This is a genomic window from Pedobacter frigiditerrae, assembly GCF_004331645.1.
GTDB lineage: Bacteria > Bacteroidota > Bacteroidia > Sphingobacteriales > Sphingobacteriaceae > Pedobacter > Pedobacter frigiditerrae.
In genome coordinates, this window is the sequence record NZ_SJSK01000002.1 from 707349 (window position 1) to 730188 (window position 22840).

General features: G+C 35.8%; 19 protein-coding genes and 1 tRNA gene. 13 read left to right on the forward strand and 7 right to left on the reverse strand.

Translation table 11 applies throughout. From position 1 onward, the window contains the following. Positions 1-647: 647 nt before the first annotated feature. Together EZ428_RS09845 and EZ428_RS09850 are read right to left on the reverse strand one after the other, a co-directional pair. On the reverse strand, positions 648-1109 hold the full coding sequence (locus EZ428_RS09845) for a hypothetical protein (protein ID WP_131552971.1): 462 nt from the start codon (positions 1107-1109) through the stop codon (positions 648-650). Positions 1110-1824: 715 nt separating this feature from the next. Beyond that, on the reverse strand, positions 1825-2556 hold the full coding sequence (locus tag EZ428_RS09850) for an arylesterase (RefSeq protein ID WP_225871032.1): 732 nt from the start codon (positions 2554-2556) through the stop codon (positions 1825-1827). A gap of 43 nt (positions 2557-2599) precedes the next feature. Here EZ428_RS09850 and EZ428_RS09855 point away from each other — a divergent pair, with 43 nt between their 5' ends. The 3 genes from EZ428_RS09855 (at position 2600) to EZ428_RS09865 (ending at position 6478) form a co-directional block, all read left to right on the forward strand. Then, the gene (locus EZ428_RS09855; RefSeq protein WP_131552972.1) at positions 2600-3289 is read left to right on the forward strand and encodes an ABC transporter ATP-binding protein; all 690 of its coding nucleotides are present in this window, start codon (positions 2600-2602) and stop codon (positions 3287-3289) included. Further along, on the forward strand, positions 3282-5819 hold the full coding sequence (locus EZ428_RS09860) for an ABC transporter permease (protein ID WP_205945659.1): 2538 nt from the start codon (positions 3282-3284) through the stop codon (positions 5817-5819). Before EZ428_RS09855 ends, EZ428_RS09860 begins: the two co-directional genes overlap by 8 nt. Before the next feature lie 242 nt (positions 5820-6061). Further along, positions 6062-6478 (forward strand): hypothetical protein, encoded by a 417-nt coding sequence (locus EZ428_RS09865; RefSeq protein ID WP_131552973.1) that lies wholly within the window; start codon positions 6062-6064, stop codon positions 6476-6478. A 76-nt stretch (positions 6479-6554) separates the two neighbouring features. On the opposite strand, the gene EZ428_RS09870 is transcribed toward EZ428_RS09865, so the two are convergent. After that, positions 6555-7052, reverse strand: a complete 498-nt coding sequence (locus EZ428_RS09870; protein WP_131552974.1) for a very short patch repair endonuclease — start codon at positions 7050-7052, stop codon at positions 6555-6557. 212 nt (positions 7053-7264) lie between these two features. Here EZ428_RS09870 and EZ428_RS09875 point away from each other — a divergent pair, with 212 nt between their 5' ends. After that, positions 7265-7666, forward strand: a complete 402-nt coding sequence (locus tag EZ428_RS09875; RefSeq protein WP_131552975.1) for a caspase family protein — start codon at positions 7265-7267, stop codon at positions 7664-7666. After that, positions 7660-10062 carry a tetratricopeptide repeat protein gene (locus EZ428_RS09880; RefSeq protein WP_131552976.1) on the forward strand — a complete coding sequence of 801 codons (2403 nt, stop codon included), beginning with the start codon at positions 7660-7662 and terminating at the stop codon, positions 10060-10062. The genes EZ428_RS09875 and EZ428_RS09880 overlap by 7 nt, the downstream gene beginning before the upstream one ends. A gap of 26 nt (positions 10063-10088) precedes the next feature. On the opposite strand, the gene EZ428_RS09885 is transcribed toward EZ428_RS09880, so the two are convergent. Continuing rightward, positions 10089-11171 (reverse strand): glycoside hydrolase family 88/105 protein, encoded by a 1083-nt coding sequence (locus tag EZ428_RS09885; protein WP_131552977.1) that lies wholly within the window; start codon positions 11169-11171, stop codon positions 10089-10091. 130 nt (positions 11172-11301) lie between these two features. Between EZ428_RS09885 and ku the strand changes: the two genes are divergently transcribed. Further along, positions 11302-12075: a non-homologous end joining protein Ku gene (gene ku, locus EZ428_RS09890; RefSeq protein WP_131552978.1), complete on the forward strand. Its 774-nt coding sequence runs from the start codon at positions 11302-11304 to the stop codon at positions 12073-12075. A 272-nt stretch (positions 12076-12347) separates the two neighbouring features. Here ku and ligD read toward each other — a convergent pair whose 3' ends face one another. Further along, positions 12348-15029, reverse strand: coding sequence for a DNA ligase D (gene ligD, locus EZ428_RS09895; RefSeq protein WP_131552979.1), 2682 nt, complete (start codon positions 15027-15029; stop codon positions 12348-12350). 153 nt (positions 15030-15182) lie between these two features. Here ligD and EZ428_RS09900 point away from each other — a divergent pair, with 153 nt between their 5' ends. Together EZ428_RS09900 and EZ428_RS23980 are read left to right on the forward strand one after the other, a co-directional pair. Beyond that, on the forward strand, positions 15183-16085 hold the full coding sequence (locus tag EZ428_RS09900; protein ID WP_131552980.1) for an SDR family oxidoreductase: 903 nt from the start codon (positions 15183-15185) through the stop codon (positions 16083-16085). A 96-nt stretch (positions 16086-16181) separates the two neighbouring features. Beyond that, complete coding sequence (locus EZ428_RS23980; RefSeq protein WP_165501748.1) at positions 16182-16346, forward strand: hypothetical protein; 165 nt, start codon at positions 16182-16184, stop codon at positions 16344-16346. A gap of 3 nt (positions 16347-16349) precedes the next feature. Here EZ428_RS23980 and EZ428_RS09905 read toward each other — a convergent pair whose 3' ends face one another. After that, positions 16350-16709 carry a response regulator transcription factor gene (locus EZ428_RS09905; RefSeq protein WP_131552981.1) on the reverse strand — a complete coding sequence of 120 codons (360 nt, stop codon included), beginning with the start codon at positions 16707-16709 and terminating at the stop codon, positions 16350-16352. Between the two features lie 103 nt (positions 16710-16812). Between EZ428_RS09905 and EZ428_RS09910 the strand changes: the two genes are divergently transcribed. From EZ428_RS09910 to EZ428_RS09925, 4 genes are all read left to right on the forward strand, one after another. Further along, complete coding sequence (locus EZ428_RS09910) at positions 16813-17007, forward strand: KTSC domain-containing protein (RefSeq protein ID WP_131552982.1); 195 nt, start codon at positions 16813-16815, stop codon at positions 17005-17007. 154 nt (positions 17008-17161) lie between these two features. Next, positions 17162-17698, forward strand: a complete 537-nt coding sequence (locus EZ428_RS09915; RefSeq protein WP_131552983.1) for a YciE/YciF ferroxidase family protein — start codon at positions 17162-17164, stop codon at positions 17696-17698. 171 nt (positions 17699-17869) lie between these two features. Then, a complete protein-coding gene (locus EZ428_RS09920; RefSeq protein ID WP_131552984.1) occupies positions 17870-18430 on the forward strand; it encodes a pyridoxamine 5'-phosphate oxidase family protein in 561 nt (186 codons plus the stop codon). Between the two features lie 102 nt (positions 18431-18532). Further along, complete coding sequence (locus EZ428_RS09925; protein WP_131553388.1) at positions 18533-20005, forward strand: glycoside hydrolase family 130 protein; 1473 nt, start codon at positions 18533-18535, stop codon at positions 20003-20005. A 14-nt stretch (positions 20006-20019) separates the two neighbouring features. Here the strand turns inward: EZ428_RS09925 and EZ428_RS09930 are convergent, their stop codons facing one another. Then, a complete protein-coding gene (locus tag EZ428_RS09930) occupies positions 20020-22299 on the reverse strand; it encodes a glycosyltransferase family 4 protein (RefSeq protein ID WP_131552985.1) in 2280 nt (759 codons plus the stop codon). A 225-nt stretch (positions 22300-22524) separates the two neighbouring features. Here EZ428_RS09930 and EZ428_RS09935 point away from each other — a divergent pair. Beyond that, a tRNA-Leu gene (locus EZ428_RS09935) sits at positions 22525-22604 on the forward strand. The last annotated feature ends 236 nt before the right edge of the window (positions 22605-22840 follow it).

A 22840-nucleotide genomic window follows, 5' to 3' on the forward strand; every position in this document is an offset into this window, starting at 1 on the left:
ACAACACTGGGAGAAGTCTCGAACAACCTACCTATTTAGCTAGATATTTCCGGACATTCGAGGACATTTTTCAAGCAATTTTTTCGGGTTTCCTTCGGGAATTCATTTAGGTTTCTTCGGGAACTGTTCGGGAAGCGTTCGAGTCTGCTTCGGGAAGGCTTCGGGAAAGCTTCGGGAAACGTTCGGGACCGACCCGAAGAAAAGACGAAGCGAAGTCGACTACTTCTGCATCCAATTATGATGCAGACACGACCCAGTTTCGATCAAATGGCGGAGAAATGCCGAGGCGCTAGTAGATTAGAAATTCTTATTTTTTGGTTTTCCTTTAACAGATTTGCCGCCCCCTAAGCCCATCCCTTCCGCCATAAGACCTCGATTCTAGCGATCTGCTAGGCAAAAACATACCTTAATCGGCTAAATTAGCATCATCAGCCGTGTTTTCTAGGCCTTTTATCGAAGCAGTACCCTAGCAGGTGCCTACTAGGTCCCTATCTGGTACCTTGTTGCTATAGCTCGTGGTATGACTGCGACTAGACAGCGACTGAATAGAAAAAAGTAAACCTGTCAAACAGATCCTTCGCGATGCTCAGGATGACAAAACCCCTAAACTCTAATCTGCTTCGCTGCGCTATGAATAACAAGACTACCTACTTACAATCGGCTACCTCAAAAATAAACTTTCCTCTCTCGTAATCAATCTTTCTTTTATCGTCAAAATAGGCTGAGCCAAAATACATATAGAACTTACCAACGCCCATGGTCAATTTTCCATCACGTTTAAGGAAAGCAACTGGATTTCTGTACCATTTATTAGCTTTGTTTACTTTAAAGTCGTAGTGGCCTTTTAAAGTATCTCCATACATTTTTCCCTTAAACTGCCCATCGTAGTTTTTTCCGATGCCATAATTAAAAGTTAACAAACCAATAATCTGACTTTTAGAAGTATCTATCCTTAACCATCCAGTATCTTTTTCGCTAATAGATTGATAACAGATGGTACTTTTCTCAACCATTAGGTCTTTAATTTCTTTTTCCGGTTTTTGGCTACAGCTGTAAAATAGGGTGGTTAGTGTTAATGATGATAGGAGAAGGAAGGATTTAGTTTTCATTTGAATAATTTTAGGCTTATCTAATTTACTAAATGATGTTGGTATTTGGGGAATTGCATGAGAGAGAATGTATTTTTTATTCCCTCAATATTTATTGAAGAAACCAATGAACATATTAGGTGGTTGGTTTAACCGCAAAGAACGAAGAGAGCACAAAGTTTTTTAACCACCTAAGCAACCTAAGAACACCTTAGGTGATTGGTAACCGCTCCATAGGAGTCCCTTTTGGGCAAAGGGCGCAGAGAACGCAAAGGGTAGTTGAACCATATAAGAGATGATAAGGACATATAAGTTTGTAGTACTACTTATATTATCTTAAATGCCTTATATGGTTAATGTTTTTTGCTGCTGGCTTTTTCCATCTATTATTCTTAGGTTTTCTAAGGTGCCTTAGGTGGTAATTCTCCTTGGACTTTAAACCAGCTAAGAAACCTGAGAGCCCCTTAGCTGTGGGTTTTACCATCTAAGAAATCTTAGTACATCTAGTGTGATGGGTTTTTAACAACCTAAGAAACCTGAGCGCACCTTAGCGTTTTTTTACCATCTAAGCACATCATAGTGTGATGGGTTTTTAAACCGCCTAAGAAACCTGAGCGCACCTTAGATACATATATCCTTAGATTTTCTAAGATGTCTTAGCTGGTTAATTTTTGATTTGCTGCTTATATACTTGTTCTTTCAACTTAGGTTTTCTAAGGTGCCTTAGGTGGTGAAACTATAAAACCCCTTCCAACTTAGCCCAAACATTTTCTGCTAAAATCTTTGCGCCTTGTGCTGTTGGGTGTATGCCATCTTTTTGGTTCAATTTGGCATTCCCTCCTACTTTATCCAGTAAAAAAGGAATTAAAACCATTCCATTTTTGGAAGCTAGTTTTGGAAATACCTCTCTAAATTGATTGGTATAAGTTAATCCCATACTTGGTGGCATTTGCATTCCTGCTAATACCATTTTTGCATTTGGATATTTTTTCTTCACCTGATCTATAATAAATTGTAAGTTTTTAGTGGTTTCTGCAACTGGAATACCTCTTAATCCATCATTTGCGCCTAGCTCTAATACAAAAACATCAATTTTCTGCTTCAAAAGCCAATCTACCCTACCTTTACCACCTGCAGACGTTTCACCACTTAAGCCTGCATTAATTACTTTATAAGGTAGTTTTAACGAGTCTATTTTTTGTTGGATTAAGGTTGGATAAGCTTCTGAAGGGTCTAAACCATATCCGGCAGTTAAACTTGTACCAAAAAACAAGATATTTCTTAGCTTAGTTTCAGTCTGATTTTTCACCGCAGCAGCTTCGCTTTTTTCATTTTCATCCTTTGTGTTTCCGCAGGCTGCAACAACGCAAGCCAAAACAATTATACCCATTAAACGTTTTCGTAACATATCTATCAATTCTTCCTCTAATAATTTAAAAGCCTTTATCTTTAACAGGACAAGCGGCATAATGTTTCATTCAAATATAGCGAAAACTTAAAATAGGAAATCATTGGAAACCATTCTCGAGATAAAAAATGTGAGCAAGGCTTATCAAAGCGCAAATCACGAATTAACTGTTTTAGACAACATCAATTTCTCTATCAATAAAGGCGATACAGTTGCCATTACTGGCCCATCAGGTAGCGGAAAAACAACCTTGCTGGGTTTATGCGCTGGCTTAGATAGGGCTACCTCTGGCTCCGTAACTTTAAACAACATCGCTTTAGATAATTTAAATGAAGATCAAAGAGCAGCTGTCCGCAATCAATATGTGGGTTTCATCTTTCAGAATTTTCAATTGTTACCTACATTAACAGCTTTAGAAAACGTAATGGTTCCTTTAGAATTAAGAGGGGCAAAAAACATAAAGGCTACTGCGATGACCTTATTAGACAAAGTTGGCTTGGCAGATCGTTCACATCATTATCCTGTTCAATTGTCTGGCGGAGAACAGCAACGAGTTTCTTTGGCTAGGGCATTTTCTAATCAACCTGCTTTACTTTTTGCTGATGAACCAACAGGTAATTTAGATGCGGAAACGAGCGAGAAGGTAATTAAACTGTTGTTCGATTTAAACAAAGATGCCGGAACAACGCTCGTAATTGTAACCCACGATTTAGAATTAGCAGCTAGAACCAACCGAATTATTAAAATTAAAGGCGGTATCATCATTGCCGATGAAAGTCCGAAATATGTCTAAGTCTGCATTTAACCAACCCATTAGCGTTGCATGGCTTTTTAAGATGGCCTGGCGAGATAGCCGTAAAAATCGCTCTCGTTTATTCCTTTTTATCTCTTCCATTGTATTGGGCATTGCCGCTTTAGTGGCCGTTTATTCTTTTAAGGATAATTTGCAACGCGATATAGACTCACAGGCCAAAGAATTGGCTGGGGCCGATTTAATTGTAGAAAGCAGGCGACCATTAGAAAAAGCCAGACAAAAGATGTTAGCCCAATTGGGCGATGACAGAGCTGAGGAGAGAATTTTTGCCTCGATGCTTTATTTCATCAAGGGAGAAGGGAGCAGATTGGTACAAATTAAAGCTTTGCAAGGTAAATATCCATTTTATGGGAAGATAGAAACTAGCCCAGCCGCAGCAGCCACACAATTTCAAAGTGGCAGAAATGCACTAGTAGACCAGACCTTGATGTTGCAATTTAACGCCAAGGTTGGCGATTCTGTTAAAGTTGGCGCATTAAATTTTAAGATTGCGGGCATACTAAATAAAGCACCCGGACAAACAGGCATCCAAGCCACCATTGCCCCTACTGTATTTATTCCCTTAATTTATCTAGAAAAAACTGGTTTAACTCAAATTGGAAGTAGAATTACCTATCGTTTTTATTATCAATATTTAAACGATAGTGAACTAGAAAAAACACTAAAGAAAATTGAAGCTCCTTTTGAAAAAGAAGGATTGGATATTGAAACCGTAGCCTCCAAAAAAGAAAGTACTGGCAGGTCTTTTAGAGACATGAGCCGCTTTTTGGCTTTGGCAGGATTTATTGCCTTGTTGTTAGGTTGTATTGGTGTAGGTAGTGCCATTCACGTTTACATTCAAGAAAAACTAAGTACCATTGCCACTTTACGCTGTTTGGGTTTAAAAGCAAGAGCAGCCTTTTTAATTTACTTGATACAGATTTCATGCATAGGTCTAATTGGTGCCGTTTTAGGAGCTGCATTAGGCACTGCAATACAGTTTTTACTGCCTGTTGTACTTAAAGATTTTCTGCCCATTGAAATCAGTATGCAAATTTCTTGGTTGGCAGTTGCACAGGGGGTGGCTTTAGGTTTGTTGATTTCTATCTTATTTGCATTGCCTTCTTTATTGGCAGTTAGGAAAATATCGCCACTAAATGCTATTCGTGCTTCATTTGAAAGTGCAACAGCGAAAAGAGATCCGCTAAAATGGTTGGTTTATGTATTGATGATTCTTTTTGTATTTGGCTTTACCTATTTACAAATGAAATCAATGGCACAGAGCATAGCTTTTACCATCGCTATACTGATTGCCTTTTTATTGCTAATGGCTTTTTCTAAGGGATTGATGTTTTTGGCCAAGAAGTTTTTACCGCTTTCATGGAGTTATTTATGGCGACAAGGTTTTGCTAATTTGTACAGACCAAATAACCAGACCTTAATGCTTACGGTTTCCATCGGACTATCTACAGCGTTTATTTGCACCTTGTTTTTTGTACAAGCGATATTGATTAATCGCGTAACACTTTCTTCGAGTGCCAATCAACCTAACACCATTTTGTTCGACATTCAGAATACACAGAAAGATGATTTGAATAAATTAACAAAGTCTTACAAACTGCCTTTAATGAATCAAGTGCCCGTGATTACGATGCGAATTGAACAAATTAATGGCAAAACATTAGCAAAAGACACTAGCAATGCCAATGCATTTAGGGGAGAAATTAGGGCAACTTATCAGGATAGCCTAACTGCTGCAGAAAAAATTACCGATGGAGAATGGATTGGAAAGGTGGAATCTGACACTGCCCCTATCTACATTTCGTTAGAGCAAGGTTACGCCAAAAGGTTGAAGGTAAAACTGAAAGATAAGATTGTTTTCAATGTACAGGGAACGCTTATTACAACAGCTGTTGGCAGCTTTAGAGAAGTGAATTGGGGAAGGATGCAAACTAATTTCAGGGTTGTTTTTCCGACTGGTGTATTAGAAGATGCACCTCAGTTTCACGTATTAATGACAAGGATTCCGTCTAAAGAGGTCTCGGCGAAATATCAAGGAGCAGTTGTTAGAAAATTCCCTAACGTTTCTGTAATAGATTTAGACTTGGTTTTAGAGTTAATAGATGAGCTGTTGAGTAAAATTGGTTTCGTAATTAGGTTCATGGCAGGTTTTAGCATGGCCACGGGATGGATTGTTTTATTATCAGCTGTGCTTACCAGTAAAAACCAACGAATCAAAGAAAGCATTTTACTGAGAACATTAGGCGCAAGTGGCAAACAGGTTTTAATCATCAATGCGATTGAATATTTCTTTTTAGGTGTTTTAGCTGCAGGTGCAGGATTGATATTATCCATAAGTGGAAGTTGGTTGTTGGCTAAATATAGTTTTGATGCTACATTTACGCCACCACTAGTCCCTATACTTGTGCTATTTTCAATTGTTGTTGGATTAGTTGTGATAACAGGTGTATTAAGCACCCGAAATATACTGAACCAACCACCATTAAAGATATTAAGAAACGAGGGATAATTTCCCCAATTACCGTATAAGTGGGAAATTGTTAGGTAAATAATTCCCCACTTTTCTACAATTCTTAAATTATGGATTTATATAAAAAACCTTAATTAAGACACTATATGGTCATATTTTAACTTATATATATGTTTAAACATTAACAAGGCTATTTAAAAGAACGTTACATTCCCATAAGGAGTAAGAAGTGGTGGATGGCATAACCATTGACTAATGAGGCTTGAAGAACAAGACTCAGAATGAAAAAATATTTTAAATACATAGTTGCTGTAATCCTAGTTTTAATTAGCGTATTCATGGCTAAGGCATCAACAGGGTGTAACCTAGGAAATCAAATTTTTCCAAATGCAACAGGCGGTGTAAACGCTACTGGATATCCAACCTATTATAACACCAGCCCAATTACCATTAGATGGTGGGATGGCGATACAAATTGTGGCATTTTAGATTCAAAAATCCAGAAGCGATCTAACAATCAAGACAAGTGTGAAGTAATTGGCAATAATTGGGGAGTGGTTTACTTATATGAGAATGCAAATAATAATTGCACAACCCCTCCAATGAACTTGCCTTTAGATGATTATAACTGGGCAATCATTTTAGTAGTAGGGATCATCGGTGGATTTGTAATCTCTAGAAAAGGAATGTTAGTCTAATTGGTTCATTGGTGTCATTGGTTCATTGGTACAGCCATTCCATATTCCATTTCCCATCTTCCATCTCCCATCCCACTTATTCTTTCGCCGGCACTTCTATTTCCCTAGCCGCTTCTATGTAAAGCTTAACTTGGTTTACACAGGCTTTTAAGTTCTGCCTCACTTCGTTTTCCCAAAAACGCATTACTGTATAGCCCATTTCCTTTAAACTTTCATTCACAAACTGGTCACGTTGTATGTTTCGCTTAATTTTTGGGATCCAAAATGTTCGGTTATTTTTATGCCTATTTTCATCCCATTGGTAACCATGCCAAAAATCGCCATCTACAAAAATTGCGAGCTTATATTTATCAATCACTAAATCTGGCTTACCTGGCAAATCTTTCCTATGTATGCGAAAGCGAATGTTATTTGACCAAAGGGCCCTACGCAACAACATTTCTGGCTTACTGTTTTTACCCCTTATTTTAGACATGATCTTACTTCGCTGCTTGGTGGTGTAATAACCTGCACTTTCCTCAAATTTGGGAACTTGAATTTTGTCTTGCTCTGCGGGATAAGGTTTCCGTTTCATCGTTATAGGTCTACGAAATTAACGATTTGAGGATAAAATTGTTTGTTTATTCTTAAACCTAGAAAGGTAAATAGACTATCATTAAATAATTTAAAATCATCGATTTTCATCTTGAAAACCTTTCAAAATACCAACTTTTAAGTATATACAATATCAATGGCATTGGTTAATTTTAAAAATCGTTTTTTTCGTTTCAATCAATCCCATTACCAATGAAAAAGTGGTTTTACATTTTCGCTAGCATAATTTTGTCTGCTCAGCTTTGCTTGGCGCAAGGAGAAAAAGGTATAATCGTAACCAACAAGGAAAAAGATGGCCCTACAGGTAAAACTTGGGCGGTTGTGGTAGGGATATCTGAATATCAAAACATTTCAAAATTAAGTTATGCCCATAAAGATGCTGAGGCATTTTACAAATACTTGAGGACACCGCAAGTTAATGTACCTGCAGAGAACATCAAGATGTTACTTAATAAAGATGCCATCTCGGGCGAAATCTATGGCACTCTAGAATGGTTGGCAGAAAGCGTTAAGGAAAATGACAAGGTAATCTTCTACTTCTCTGGCCATGGAGATGTAGAGAAGAAACGATTCATCAAAATGGTTTTTTGTTAGCTTATGATGCACCAACTGCTGCCTATATGACTAAAGGAACGGTAAGCATTAAATTTTTGCAAGATTACCTAGAAACTTATATTGCCAACAATAAAGCGAAAGAAGTTTTATTAATTGTTGATGCCTGTAAATCTGGCAAGCTAGCAGGCGGAATGGAAGGTATAAAAATGACCATGCAAGCACTAGGCAAGGAATGGAGTGGGCAAATCACCAAAATACTGTCTGCACAAGAAGGAGAGCTTTCTTTAGAAAACCCTAAATGGGGAGGTGGAAGGGGTGTTTTTTCTTACTATTTCATGAAAGGCATACAAGGTTTAGCGAACAGAAATACTGATAATGTGATTACCGCTGGCGAGCTTGCACTTTACCTACCGCTCAAAGTTGGTGATGAAACGGCTAATAGCCAAAACCCTAAGATTGATGGAGATGCAAAAAGACAACTATTTACCTTTGACAATATTTTATTGGCAGATGCAAAAAAAGATGAACTGATTATCCCCGCTGGGCAAATGATTGCTGCAAATACCAAAAAAGGTTTTGCAGATGAAATTACTCCAGCAGTAGCTGATGCTTATGCCAAATACAACGAATTCGTTAAAAAAGGATGGTTGTTATGGGGAGAAAAGGAAACTGACACTGTTAATTCGGCACTTCATATTTATAACAGATTATTAAACGATCCTAGTGCTATTGCAATTCGGCCTTCATTAAAATCCTCTTTTTTTGCTGCACTGCAAAAAAGATCTCAAAATAAATTGGATGATTATATTAAAGGTATACCAGATTTATTCACAGTTAAAGATTTAAGAACCATAAAGGAAATCATTTTCGCGAGCACAATGGTTGAAAAGAATCATATTTTACATGATTACATAAACGCAAGAGCATTATTTTTCAATTCCCTTCAAGTTGATGATGATTTACAAGCCATTAAAATACTTAAATCCGCATTAAAACTAGAAGAGGATGCTGCCTACATTTACAATAGGATTGGATTGAGATTTTCAGATGCAGGAATGACTGACTCCGCTATCTATTATTGCGAAAAAGCAAAAGAACTTGCCCCTAAATGGCTATTTCCCTACAATAATCTAGCTATTGATTATAACACATTAAAACAATATGACAAAGCCTTAAAAAATTGTGAAGAAGGCATTTCAATTAACCCAAATTTTGGTGGAATATACAATGTGATGGGCACCGTTTATGAAAAAAAGGGAGAACTTGATAGGGCGCTAGAACTTTATAACAAAGCAATTGCTCTTGATAGCCTACAGTCCTTACCGTACCTAAACGCATCTAAGGTATTAATTGAGAAAGGATTAGCCAAAGACGCGTTAACATTTGCAATGAAGTCATCTGCTTTAGACCCTAAAAGCGGAGATGCTTATAACGAAATCGGCAGATGTTATCAATCTTTATATAATTATGATGAGGCTATTAAATTTTATAAAAAAGCATTTAGTTTAGATACAACAGAAACAATTTACTATAATAATGCAGGCAATTTATTGTACAATCAACATAAATATGAAGAGGCATTACTAATATATAAAAAAGCCATAACCATTAACCCACAGGAAGAGGAGACTTGGATTAATTTATCAGATACGTACCATGCATTAGCAAAAAGGAGTGATGCCATTTCTTATTACCAAGAATACATTAAATCTAATAATAATAGCAACTATCCATATTTAAGACTGGCCGAATATTATAATGACAATGGCGACAAAGCCGAGGCTTTAAAACTTTACACAAAAGCACTAAAATACAATTCGAATTTAGATGAGGTTTATATAGCCATTGCCAATACAAACATAGAATTAGGTAACTTTATAAAAGGCTATGCTTTCTGCATAAAAGCCGCAGAAATGAATGTCTATGAGTCCTATCCAATGTTAAATAAAGCAATCAGAGAAAATCCTTTAATCTTATTGGAATCTTATAAATTTTATACCGATTCACTTTCTCCAAAAATTAGCAACGATCGGTATTACCTCCATTTAGGAGACATCTTTTTTGCGAATAAGCAATATGCCAAAGCGCTAGACTTTTATGAGAAAGGTATAGCTGTAAGCAATTCTAAACTCATAAAAATCTATCATCAGGCAATTAAGTCTAGCATATTTCTTAAGGATTATAAAAAAGCTATAATTTATTCAAATATGGCTATTAATAAGTATCCGTCTAACTTTGATACCTATTACTTACTTGCCAGCATTTATTCTTTAGGCAATGATATTCCTAATGCCCTAAAATATTTTTCATTGGCAATAGATAATGGCTTCGACGACCCCAGTCAAACCTATGCAGACGCAAACTTGATTAACCTAAGGAAGTCTCAAAAATTTAAAGAATTAATGAAAAAGAATTTTCCAAATGGGATAAAATAAACGTGAGTTCCCACAAGATGAACATGTTATTTCATTTTCAATAATTCTGTGCCTGCCATTAAAAAGGCACCTGAACCATATTCTTGGTTATCTTCACTTTTTACCAATTCGGGTTTTGCACCAATTTGTTGTACCCAAGTTAATTTTCCTTCCGAATTAACCTGTTCATTAAGTGCCTTCCATCCTTTTAATACTTGAGGCAAATAAGTTGTTTTATCTAAATAACCATTATTAATACCCCAAGCCAAAGCAAATACGAAGAAGCTAGAACCACTTGTTTCCTTGTTGGTGTATTCTAACGGATCAACCAGATTTGGTCTCCATAACCCATCTTCCTGTTGTATTGAAGCTACTTTTTTCGACATCTTTAAATACAGCTCCTCAAAACGCTTGTAATCTGGGTGGCTTTTAGGCAAGTGTTCTAAAACTTGAACTAAGCCCCCCATAACCCAACCATTTCCTCTCGACCAAAATATTTTCTTCCCATTGGGAGATTTGCGCTCAAAGAAACTCTTATCTCTATAAAAAAGGTTCTCTTCCTTATCGAATAAAAAGTCTGTGGTATCCCACCACATTTTGCTCATGAAATCATTATACTTCTGCTCGCCAGTAATTTCTGCTAAACGCACTAAAACAGGCGGCGACATAAACAAGGCATCGCACCACCACCACTCTACCCTTCCAGCCTTGGGTGTTTTTAACAAAGAATCGTAAACAGACTTTGTGCCGGCTATCATATTTGGGTCTTTTTTGATATTGTAAATCTCTAAGTAAGCTTGTCCACGAGTATGGTCGTCTGCATGGCGCAAACGATTAGCTAATTTGTAATTTAAAGCTTCGGCCCAACGAACAGCCTCATTTAGATACGATTTATCCTTTGTTTGGTCATAGGCACGCATAATGCCCGAATAAAAAACACTTCTTGCCCAATCATCTCCATTTCTAGCATTACCCACAACAGGATGTGCAACCTGCCATTTGAAAACATTTTGCATGGCTGTTTTTACAGCTTCTTTGCCGGGAACTGCTGATTCATTTTTACGAACAGCACAGGCTGATAGAAGAATGAAACTTAGGAGGACTAGTGTGAGTTTAGGTTTTTTGTTCATAACAAGGGTATTTTTTACAATTTGGATGGAATAAAGCTAATAAAATATGTTTTTATAAGATAACAATAGCCGCAAATACATTTCAAACAATACAATCTTCAACCTTGTTATTATTAAAAAATGATTTGATATGAGATCGATTTGGAAAGGTGCTATTGGCTTTGGATTAGTTAATATTCCTGTTAAGTTATATTCTGGTGTGCAAAACAGCAATTTAGATTTAGATATGCTAGATGAACGAGACCATGCTAAAATCAAGTTTCAACGCATTAATGAAGATACAAGAAAGGAAGTTCCCTACGAAAAAATAGTGAAGGGCTATTTCTTAAAGGATAAATATGTAATTTTAGATGAGCATGATTTTGAAGAAGCGGCTCCAGAAAAAAACAAGGTAATTGAACTAGAAAACTTTGTAGACATTCAAGATATTAACCCTATTTATTATGAAACTTCTTATTACACTGAACCAGAAAAACAGGGAGCTAAAGCTTATGCCCTACTTTTAAAGGCATTAGAAAAATCTAAAAAAGCTGGGGTTGGGCGTTTTGTTCTGCGTAGCACGGAAAACTTATGCGTAATTCACCCAATGGATGGCGTAATTGTGATTACAAAAATCAGGTTTCAGCAAGAGATTAGAACGATGGATGAAATTAAAAAAGTTGACGATAAAGCCATTTCAAAAAAAGAGATGGAGGTTGGCTTAGCTTTAATTAAACAATATAGTTCTGATTTTGACATTGCAGCTTTTAAGGATACCTATAGCGATGAGTTACTAAAAATCATTAAAGCTAAAGCAAAAGGCAAACACGCAGTGGTTAAAAAATTAAAACCTCAAAAAGCAACTAGCGACAATTTATATGACCAGTTAATGCAAAGTTTAGGCGGGAATAAAAAGAGAGCTTAAGGAGGGGAAAAATGGAAGATGGAAGATGGGGAATAGGAAATAGACAGGGAGAATGGGAAATATAAGAGGGGAGAAATAAGATGGAAATGCAGACACTAAACATCTTGTGCACAAATTTAAACAAAACCTAAACTATGTTTTCTATGTACCTATGTGGTAAAAACCAAACTAACCGCAAAGACAAATTGAACCAAGCTTAAACAAACCTAAGCTATGTTTTCTATATACCTATGTAGTAAAAAAACTTCCAAGAACTGTAGATTATTAGCTTATTATTCTTTATTGGTAATTGCCTTGATAATTTTCTTTAAATCGATGCCTTTTTCTAACACTGGTTTAAAGATATCACCTAAACTTTCAATGCGCTCTACAGCATTAAAAATTGTAAAATCTTTCATTTTTAATCCCTTCTTCACCTCATCCCAAGCCAGAGGCATGGATACGGTTGCACCAGGTTTTGGCCTGACAGAATAAGGAGCGGCAATAGTTGCTTGTGCCCTATTTTGTAAAAAATCCAAATACATTTTCCCTTTCCTATCGGCAACCGTACGTTCTAAACTGGTATATTTTGGCAACTCTCTATTTACGAGGGTTACTACAATTCTGGCAAACTCTTTTGACTGTTCATACGTATATTTTGCACCTAGCGGGATGTAAATGTGTAGGCCAGTTGAACCGCTTGTTTTGCAATAACATGGCACACCCATATCGTCTAAAATCTGTTTAGTTACTTGGGCGGCTTCAATAACTTGCTCAAATGAATTTTTATCAGGATCTAAATCTATGATACACCAAGTAGGATGGTCTGGTTTTTTAGTGGTGCTACTCCAGGGATTAATCTCTATGCAGCCCAAGCCTGCCATATAAAGTAAGGTAGCTTCATTGTTGCCCAAGAGGAAATGTTTATCCTCTGGACTATCGCTACTATGGTACAAATAAGTATCCATCCAATCTGGCACTTTACCAGTTACATCTTTTTGGTAAAAACTTGGCCCATTTATGCCTCCTGGGTGGCGGTTTAATGATTGTGGACGATTTTTAAGATAAGGCAACATGTAGGGCGCAACCTGATAATAGTAATTGATTAGGTCTCGTTTTGTTATCTTTTCTATTGGCCAATAAACCTTACTAAGGTTAGTAAACTTTAAATCGTGTCCATTTACCTTTCTAACCTGTGTTTCGTCTTTCGGGTTTAATAAAGTCTTTCTTTTACCACTTTTTGGTGGCGTCAAATATTTATCAACGGCTGTTTCTTTTACCACATCTTCTGTATTTGCTTCTCTTTCCAAAACTACCTCCTTTGCTTTTTTATCTTCACGCATCCCTTCAAATGATGGGTGGCGCATGACACCGTCTGTTGTCATTTCAGTAAAACTAACCTCACAAATTAATTCTGGCTTTAACCAGGTTGCTTTTGCCCGTGGCGGGTTTGGCCTAAACCTGCTTGGCTTATTAATATCTGGCTCTTCACTAAATTGAGGTTTATCAGTAATTAATGGCCCGAATAATTTAAGCATCTCCTTTTGCGTTTTGATGTTAAAACCTGTACCAATTTTACCAGTATAAACAAATTTATCCTTTTCAAATACGCCAACTAATAGCGCACTAAAGGGTTTGCTCGTATCATCATTTTTAGTGAAACCACCAATTACAACTTCTTGTCTTTTGTTCGATTTTATTTTTAGCCAATTGCCTGTTCTACGACCTACGTCGTAAACGCTATCTTTTCGTTTAGCCATGATACCTTCTAAACCCATCTTTTTAGCAGCAGCTAAAAATTCAGTGCCAGAAGTATCAAAACTCTTGCTTAATTGTATCAATGAATCATCTGGAATGATTTGTTTCAAAATGGCTCTTCTTTCTGTAAGTGGCAAACCTTTTAAATCATAGCCATTGTACCACAAGACATCGAAAACATAATAAATTAAATCGCCATCTGCCTCGCTACGCCAGTTTTGCAAAGCCCCAAAATTTGCCATTCCTTTTTCATTTACTACCACTACCTCTCCATCTACAACAGCGTTGATGTTCCACTTTTTTAATTCATTGTAAACTGGATAGAACTTTTCGTTAAAAGACTTATCGTTACGGGATTTTATTTCTACTTGATTTTTATCCATAAAAGCAACTGCACGATAGCCGTCCCATTTTATTTCATATAGCCAATTATCATCATCAATTGGTTTATCTACCAAAGTGGCAAGCATTGGTTCTATCTTTGTGTAAAACGGAGATTTTTCGGCATTTGCCACTATAGCTTTTTCACTTTTTAGTGGTGCTTTTTTTGAAGTTTTTTTTTCCTTCACTACTTTTTCAACCTTTTTGATTGGGCCTTTTTTAACAGTCGACTTTTTATTGTTTTCTTCGTAAATACTGTCTGATGTTTTTTCTACTTGTTCGAGTGTTTTTTTAGAGATTACTGATTTGTCCTTTTTGGTAATATCCTCTTCAGAAGCATATTTATCTTTATGCTTAATGAGCAACCAAGAGTTTTCTGCCATTCCGTGAGTTTTCACTAAGGCAAATTCGCCTTTTAGCTTCTTACCTTTCAAAACCATTTTAACAGAGCCCTTTTTTAGTTCTGCCAATAAATATTTTTCTTGCGCAGCAATACCATCAATTTCTTCAATAGTTGTATAAGTTCCTTCATCCCATACTATAACTGTTCCACCACCATATTCTCCTTGCGGGATAATCCCTTCAAACGTTCTATAATCATAAGGATGATCTTCTACCATCATTGCCAATCGTTTAACTTTTGGGTCTGTTGATGGGCCTTTGGGAACCGCCCAACTTTTTAACACCCCCCCCATTTCTAATCTAAAATCGTAATGCAGGTGCGATGCGGCATGTTTCTGAATAACAAAACGAAGTTCCTTTCCTGTCCCCTTACCACCTTTTGGCTCAGTGGTTTTGGTAAAACTTCTTTTCTTTTTATAGGCTGTTAAACTCATCTTAATGTAGATATATGGTTCAAGCTGTTAACAATTGTGGTTTTAAAATGTTTAACTTTTAGTTCATAGGTTCACTAGCATCATTAGTTCATTAGGTAGAAAATATGACAAACATTTTTTCTTCGGAGGTGTTTTTTAGAAAAACCTAAACCTATGGGAAAGATTAAAAAACAAGAACCCCCTAAAAAACCTGATACAAAATATCCTGTACCACCATTTCCCAAGCAGAGTCAAAATCCGCCTGGGACAGAGGCCGATTTGAAACCTTTGGCAGATCATGGTGAAACATCTTATAAAGGTTCTGGAAAGTTAAAAGGCAAAAAAGCAATCATTACTGGTGGCGATTCTGGAATAGGAAAAGCAGTTGCCATAGCCTTTGCTAGAGAAGGTGCTGATGTTTTAATTAGCTATTTAGGTGATGAAGAAACTAAGGATGCAGAAGATTCTGCTAAATATGTAACGGAAGCAGGACAAAAAGCTGTACTGGTTAAAGGTGATATTAGAAAAGAGAGTCATTGCAAAAAAATCATAGAGAAAGCTGTGAAGGAATTTGGCCAGATTGATATTCTGGTTAATAATGCAGCGTTTCAAATGGCAAGAGAAACTTTACTTGAAATTCCGACAGAGGAATGGATTAGAACATTTGACACCAACATCCATCCAATGTTTTATTTAAGTAAAGCAGCGGAACCCTTTATGAAAAAAGGAAGTAGCATTATCAATACCACATCTGTAAATGCTTATAGCCCTACTCCTGTTTTATTGCCTTATGCTGCAACAAAAGGTGCCATACAGAATTTTACGGCTAATTTAAGTCAGATTTTATTAACCGCGGGAAAAGGAATTAGGGTTAACGCAGTAGCACCAGGCCCCATTTGGACACCCTTAATTCCATCTACTATGCCAGACCCTGAAAACTTTGGTAAGGACACGCCAATGGGAAGACCCGGACAGCCAGTTGAAGTGGCCCCAGCTTACGTTTTTTTGGCATCTGATGAAGCTAGTTATATCTCTGGAGCAACGATTCCAGTTACAGGAGGACGAATTACGATTTAAGGCGGAAGGTTGAAGGCATAAAGGTAAACGGCAAAACCGAACAATCTAAGGTTTGCTTAGGTTTCTTAGGTGGTTTAAAAATTAAAAATCAATATTATGAAAAACGAGAAAAAAACTAAACACGAAAATCCAAAATCATCTGGTGATGCCAAAGGAAAAGCAAGTTTCGATCAAAATGGCAAAGGTGCATCACCTAAATATGGTCAAGCTGGGGTAGACCCAAGTGAAACCAAGGAAGGTGCAAAAAAAGGGAAATTGTAATTATTAGTTTAGCAGTTTTCTCACTCTACTTACTAAATCATCAATATCGAATGGTTTACTTATAAAGTCATCCGCTTTGCTTTGGCTACTTATTATGGCAATATTTGTATTTGCAGACATTAATAAAACAGGAATGTTTTCTGTGGCAATTGTTGATTTTAACTTATTGCAAATATCAATCCCATTACCGTCTGGAAGCATGATATCTAGCACCACGGCATCTGGAGTAGAGTTTTTAATCTCAGCATTAAAAGTTGTTGCATTTGGAAAACCCGAAACTTTGTAGCCTTCTATTTCAAGCAGGTATTCTACCAGTTCCCTGATGTCATCATTATCTTCAACTATGTAGATTATTTTATTCAATTTATAGTGTTTTTAGAGCTTTTGCGAATATAAAAATTAACTAATGATTAAAGCAAAATTCTAAAACCATTTTAAGAGGATAATGTTTTTCAAAAAACAAAATATGCCCTCCTCAGTTATCAATCATTTTATGTACGATGAGAAATCGCATACATTGACCATCACTTTTGTAACGGGATTGATTTACCATTATAAAAATGTGCCGAAAGATGTTTATAAAATGTTTAGGGCGGCAGGCTCTAAAGGAAGGTATTTTAATCATTTTATTAAGGATAAATTTAGGTTCAAAAAAAATTGATGAATAATTTATTCCCGTTTTTCAATCCATAAAATTGATTTTTCATTTAAACATTCCCATTTTCTCTATTATTATTTTTTTAAAACATTCTCAAAAACCGAATGTTGAGAGCCTGTAAAACAAATCATTACATCACCCTTAAAAACAAAATAATATGAAAACGACTAAAAAACCAACAGGAAAGACAGGCAAAATGGAAGATTCAGAATTTCATGAATTTTTTGTTGATGAATTAAAAGACATTTATTGGGCAGAAAAACATCTTGTGAAGGCTTTGCCTAAAATGCAAAAGGCAGCAACTAGTCCAGAATTAGCTGCAGCTTTTGAAAAACATACGCAAGAAACAGAACAGCACATTACCACTTTAGAGCAAGTTTTTGAACTATTAGGGGAAAAAGCTGTTGCGAAAAAATGTGATGCAATGGCAGGTTTACTAGAAGAAGCAACAGGTATTATTGAAGACACTGACAAAGGCACCATGATACGTGATGCTGGTTTAATTTTAGCTGCTCAAAAAGTTGAACATTATGAAATTGCTACTTATGGCACTTTGCGCACATTCGCTTCAAACATGGGACATACAGCTGTTGAAGAATTATTACAGCAAACATTGGACAATGAGAAAGAAACTGATGTTGCCCTAACCACAGTTGCCGAAAGCTTCGTAAATGAAGCTGCAACACAAGAATAGAACTAAAAGACCAAGTAAAAGCTTGGTCTTTTTAAAATCATTTTATGCTCTCATTATAATATAAACCTCAATCTCAACACAGAGATTTAGTTTTTGCTTTAACACCTAATTTGTCTAACAGCAAAACATTCACCTCAAACTTATTGTTAATAAAATATTCATTTCTTGATTATGGAAAATAAAGATATTTCACGCGATAGTACCAACAACACACAAAACACTCAAGACCATATTAAAACTTTAGAAGGTACAGCAGCGGTTAAAAAGTTAAAAGATTTGGCAACAAGTGCAGAGAATTGTTTTTTCTGTACCAATATTAAAACCGGTTTACCGTTATCTGTTAGACCAATGTCTGTTTTACAAGTAGATGATGCTGGTAATTTATGGTTCATGAGCCAAAACGATAGCAACAAAAATGCTGAAATAGCAAAAGACCCTTTTACTCATTTATTCTTTCAAGAAAATAAAAACTCTGGCTTTTTAAATATTTATGGCATAACTGAAATTATAACTGACCAAGCGAAAATTGATGAGCTATGGAATCCATTGCTTAAGGTTTGGTTTCAAGGAGGTAAGGATGACCTAAAAATTAGTTTACTAAAGGTTGAACCTACTAACGTTTATTATTGGGATACTAAGCATGGAGAAGCTATTGCCTTTATCAAAATGGCAGCCTCTATCATTACAGGTAAAACAATGGATGATTCTGTAGAAGGAAACCTAGAGTTTTAGAATAGCGTATATTAAAAATTGGCTAATGGATAATAGTGTAGAATTTTTCTTACTATTAATCATTAGCCTTTAACCATGATATAATTAAATACAATTCTTATGATGCGAATTCCGATAGAGCGCAAGCATGTTAAAGTTTATCCAGATCCAAAACGTGTTATTGCCAGATTCTTTTTTAACGGCGACGATAGAGCTAAGGATTTAATTACCAAGGTGATGACATTGAGCGACGTCCAGGTTTTTCAAATCATTTCGCCGCTTTTACAGGAGTATTCAAAAAGACATAGAAACATTACGAAAATCTTGATTCGCCATTGCAAGAAATTGAAGTCGTTATTTGAAACAATGGAAATTGATTATAAAGAGCTTGATGAACGGAGACGCCTGTTAATCGGTTCTTATTTTACACACGAGTATTCTATTGAATCAGCTGCTTTTTTTAATCCATCTATTGTCGAAGACCCAGATCAAGCGGATTTAGAAGAAGGTGAAAAACGTCTAATTATTAGTTTTAGAGCAGTTGGAGAAGGACATATTTCTTCTATTGTGTTTAGGAGAGCGCTAATTGACCGACACAATAATATCACGGTTATGCCAGTTGGTGATTACATTGATGAGGCTGAAATTATTAGAAATGCAACCTACAACAAAAAGCTTTTTTTGGATAAGGGACTCATATCTCTCATTAATGAAGATGTGTTAAAAATGTTAGATGCTAAACTGGAAGACCAATTTGATTATGCAACTTTAAAAAAAGTAATAGCTGAAACTCAAGAATTTGAACCTAATCCTGAAAAAGATGTAGAATTGGAGAAGGTTTTATGGCTTTCTGATTCTTATTACGAAATCATTTTTTCATTAGACACAGATATTTCTGACCGAGTAATTTTCCCTATTTCTGAATTTGAGAGAAAAGGCATTGAAGACGCAAGATTTACAAAATTCACCAATGATGATGGCTCTTACACCTATTATGCCACTTACACCGCGTATGATGGGCAAATCATCATTCCTAAACTTTTAAAAACTAAAGATTTTTACGATTTTACAATAGGTCCTTTATTTGGAGATGGTGCACAAAATAAAAACTTGGCACTTTTTCCTCGTAAAATTAATGGCAAATACGCCATGTTATCTCGTATAGATGGGATAAATAATTACATCATGTATTCTAGCAAAATTAATGTTTGGGAAAACCCAATTAAATTGCAGGAGCCTCATTACAGTTGGGAATTTGTACAAATTGGCAATTGCGGATCTCCTATAGAAACTGAAGATGGCTGGTTAGTAATTACTCATGCTGTTGGCCCAATGAGAAGATATTGTTTAAGTGCTACACTTTTAAATTTAGAAGATCCAACTATAGAAATTGGCAGATTGTCAGAACCATTGCTCATTCCAAATCCAGATGAACGCGAAGGTTATGTTCCTAATGTAGTTTATTCTTGCGGCTCTATTATTAACAATGATCAATTGATCATCCCTTACGGTTTATCAGATTATTCATCATCTTTTGCTACTGTAGATCTAAAAGTCTTGCTAGATAAATTAAAGTCATCCCCAACGCCCAATTAATAAAAAAGCTTGGTTTATTTAAAAACCAGGCTTTTTTGTATTTTCAATCCACTTAGCTGTTGGTCGTATTTAAAAGCTTTAAGCACAACCAAATGTGATATTAAGTAAGCAAGTGTACTTTCTGCTCCCTGATTTCTATTTACACCACCTTTGTGTAGTCCATCCGCACAACCTTTAGTTTCCGAATCATATAAAGGAATTCTCAATGAATTCTCTCCCAAGAACCATAAATAACTAGAGAACATTTTCTTTAAGTATTCAGCTTCGCGAGTAACCACAAAAGCTTGCAAATACATCAATACCATTGCCATAATTTCTATAGCTTGTTGATCATACAATGGCATTACTTTATTACCTCTGCTATGCCAACCATCGTTTCCAACCGGATTACAAGAGTTAAAGTTAAAAGTTAATTTCTCTAAATAACTTAATGATTCAAGTGCAATATTTTTCACCTCCTCATTACCAGTTATCTCTGTCGAATGAAATAATGCCAATGGGAAAATTGCATTGTCATAAGTCATTTTATCTTCAAACCAATGCCAATCATCACCTTTGGTACCATGATAAGACACTACTAATTTATCAGTTAAAAATTTAAGTTCATTTAAAATCACTTCATCATAAGGATGAGATTGTAAATAATAACTCAAACCAGTTATGGTATTAGCCACACCTCTTAGGTGAGTTAACTTTTTAAAATGTGGTACAGCCTTAAAAAACAATTCCCTCCCAAACTCTATATAAGAACGATTTGGAGCGGTGTGTATTAAATAGCCTAAAGCCCAAATGGTTCGTCCAAATGAATCATCTGTACCTTCCTCATCTAAATACTGCCTACTGAAACTCATGAAATTCCTGAAATTTCCATCTTCCAATTGCATGTCATGGGTAAAGCTTAAATAAATTGGCAAAAGCTCTAATGCTTCGGTATTATTGGTCTCTTCATAGGCCATTAAAGCCATGATGATTGCCCTAGAATTATCATCTACGCAATAACCTTCTTTCCTATTCGGCACACCAAATTTTGCATGCTGAAAAATTCCAGTATCATCCGTTAAAAGTTTAACGTAGTCGATATTAAACTCAGGCATTAAACCTGGGTCAATAATTTGTCTTAATATTTTTTCGCTATAATCCTGATGTTTGATTGCTTTTTCAATTGTAGAAATGAATGATTTCCCAATTTTTGGCCACCTTAATTGAAGACCATATTGATAAGCGTTATTTTTTAAAGCAGCTAGCTTTTCAGGAAAATCTAATAATTGATTTACAATTTCAGCTAAACCAATATCATCTTTGAAATTAAATAGTCGTCCACGATTATTGTCTAATAATTCTTGTGCATGCCAATACGGGGTAGATACAACTGCTGCACCAGCCCCAACTGCATAGGAAAGTGTACCACTAGTAATCTGTGCCTCATTAAAATAAGGGGTAATGTAAACATCTGCTGCTGCCAAATAATTAATCAACTCTTCTTCTTCAACAAATCTGTTTAAGAACACTAAATGTTCACTTACATTTAACTCTGCAGCCAAGCTTTTAAGATAGTCACGGTATTCTTCGCCAGAATTTTTAACAACTCCTGGATGTGTATTTCCCAAAACCACATATACCGCATCTGGATGTTTTTGTACAATTTTTGGCAAGGCTTTCACAACAGTTTCTAAACCTTTATTTCTGCTAATTAAACCAAAGGTCAATAATATCTTTTTGCCTTTTAACTGTGGCAATTCTTTAACAGGATTGATGACTGGAGCCTCCAAATCTGGCACCCCGTGCTCTATTAATTGGATTTTTTGCTTTGGAACTTGATAAATATCAGTTAAAAAACCAACTGCTTTTTGCCCCATCACAATTATTCTCGATGATTTTTTAGCAATTTCTTTAATAATGGTTTTTTGTAAAAAAGTTGGCGAATTTAAAATGGTGTGTAAAATAGAAATGATAGGTTTTTCAATCTGATTTAGAAATGGAAGAACAAACAATCCACTTTCACCACCATAAATTCCAAATTCATGTTGTAAAATGCAAGCATCAACATCACTGTTATTAATAAAATCTGCTGCTGCAGCATAATCTTCTTGTATATTTTGTCTAATTACAAACTTGACCTCATCTGGATATTTATATTCATTAATATCATCAGAATTGTTCATTGCAATAACCACACTAGTTTCTAGTAGTGATTGATTATCGAAATTGCAACAAATGGCTTTAATCAGGTTATGATTAAAAGTTGCTAAACCACACTCACGTGGTGGGTAAGTAGAAATATACGCTATTTTCATATCTCAGAGGAATAATGCTTAAAAAATAAAGAACCTTAGTTTTTTGAGAGATTATGTGTTTAACAACGAGCAGGTTAAGTTGTTTTGGATGAACAGCATATTTTCGCCTAAAATCGTACTCCTAAAAGGAGAAATGATAATTTGATTACTTTTTAAATATTTAAGAGAAATATTTTGCTTTTAAGCCTCTAAATCCATAAGTTTGCGTCCCGCTATTAAGCAAATGCCCAGTTGGCGGAATTGGTAGACGCGCTGGTCTCAAACACCTGTGGGAAACCGTGCCGGTTCGACTCCGGCACTGGGTACAATTGAAAGAATGCCTCCTAAAGGCATTAACCGGACTTTGAAGTGTTCAAAGTCCGGTTTTTTATTGCCTGAAAACTTTTTTAAGTATCCTAAGTGTGTTCAAACTACTCCCGTCCAACCCATTCATTACTAAGGGAGATGACCGTAGGTTCTTGAACCAAAATGGATAGATTTCTTATCGAAAACTGAATACTAAATTTAATTAATGATCATTTCAATGGCTATTTTCATGTCA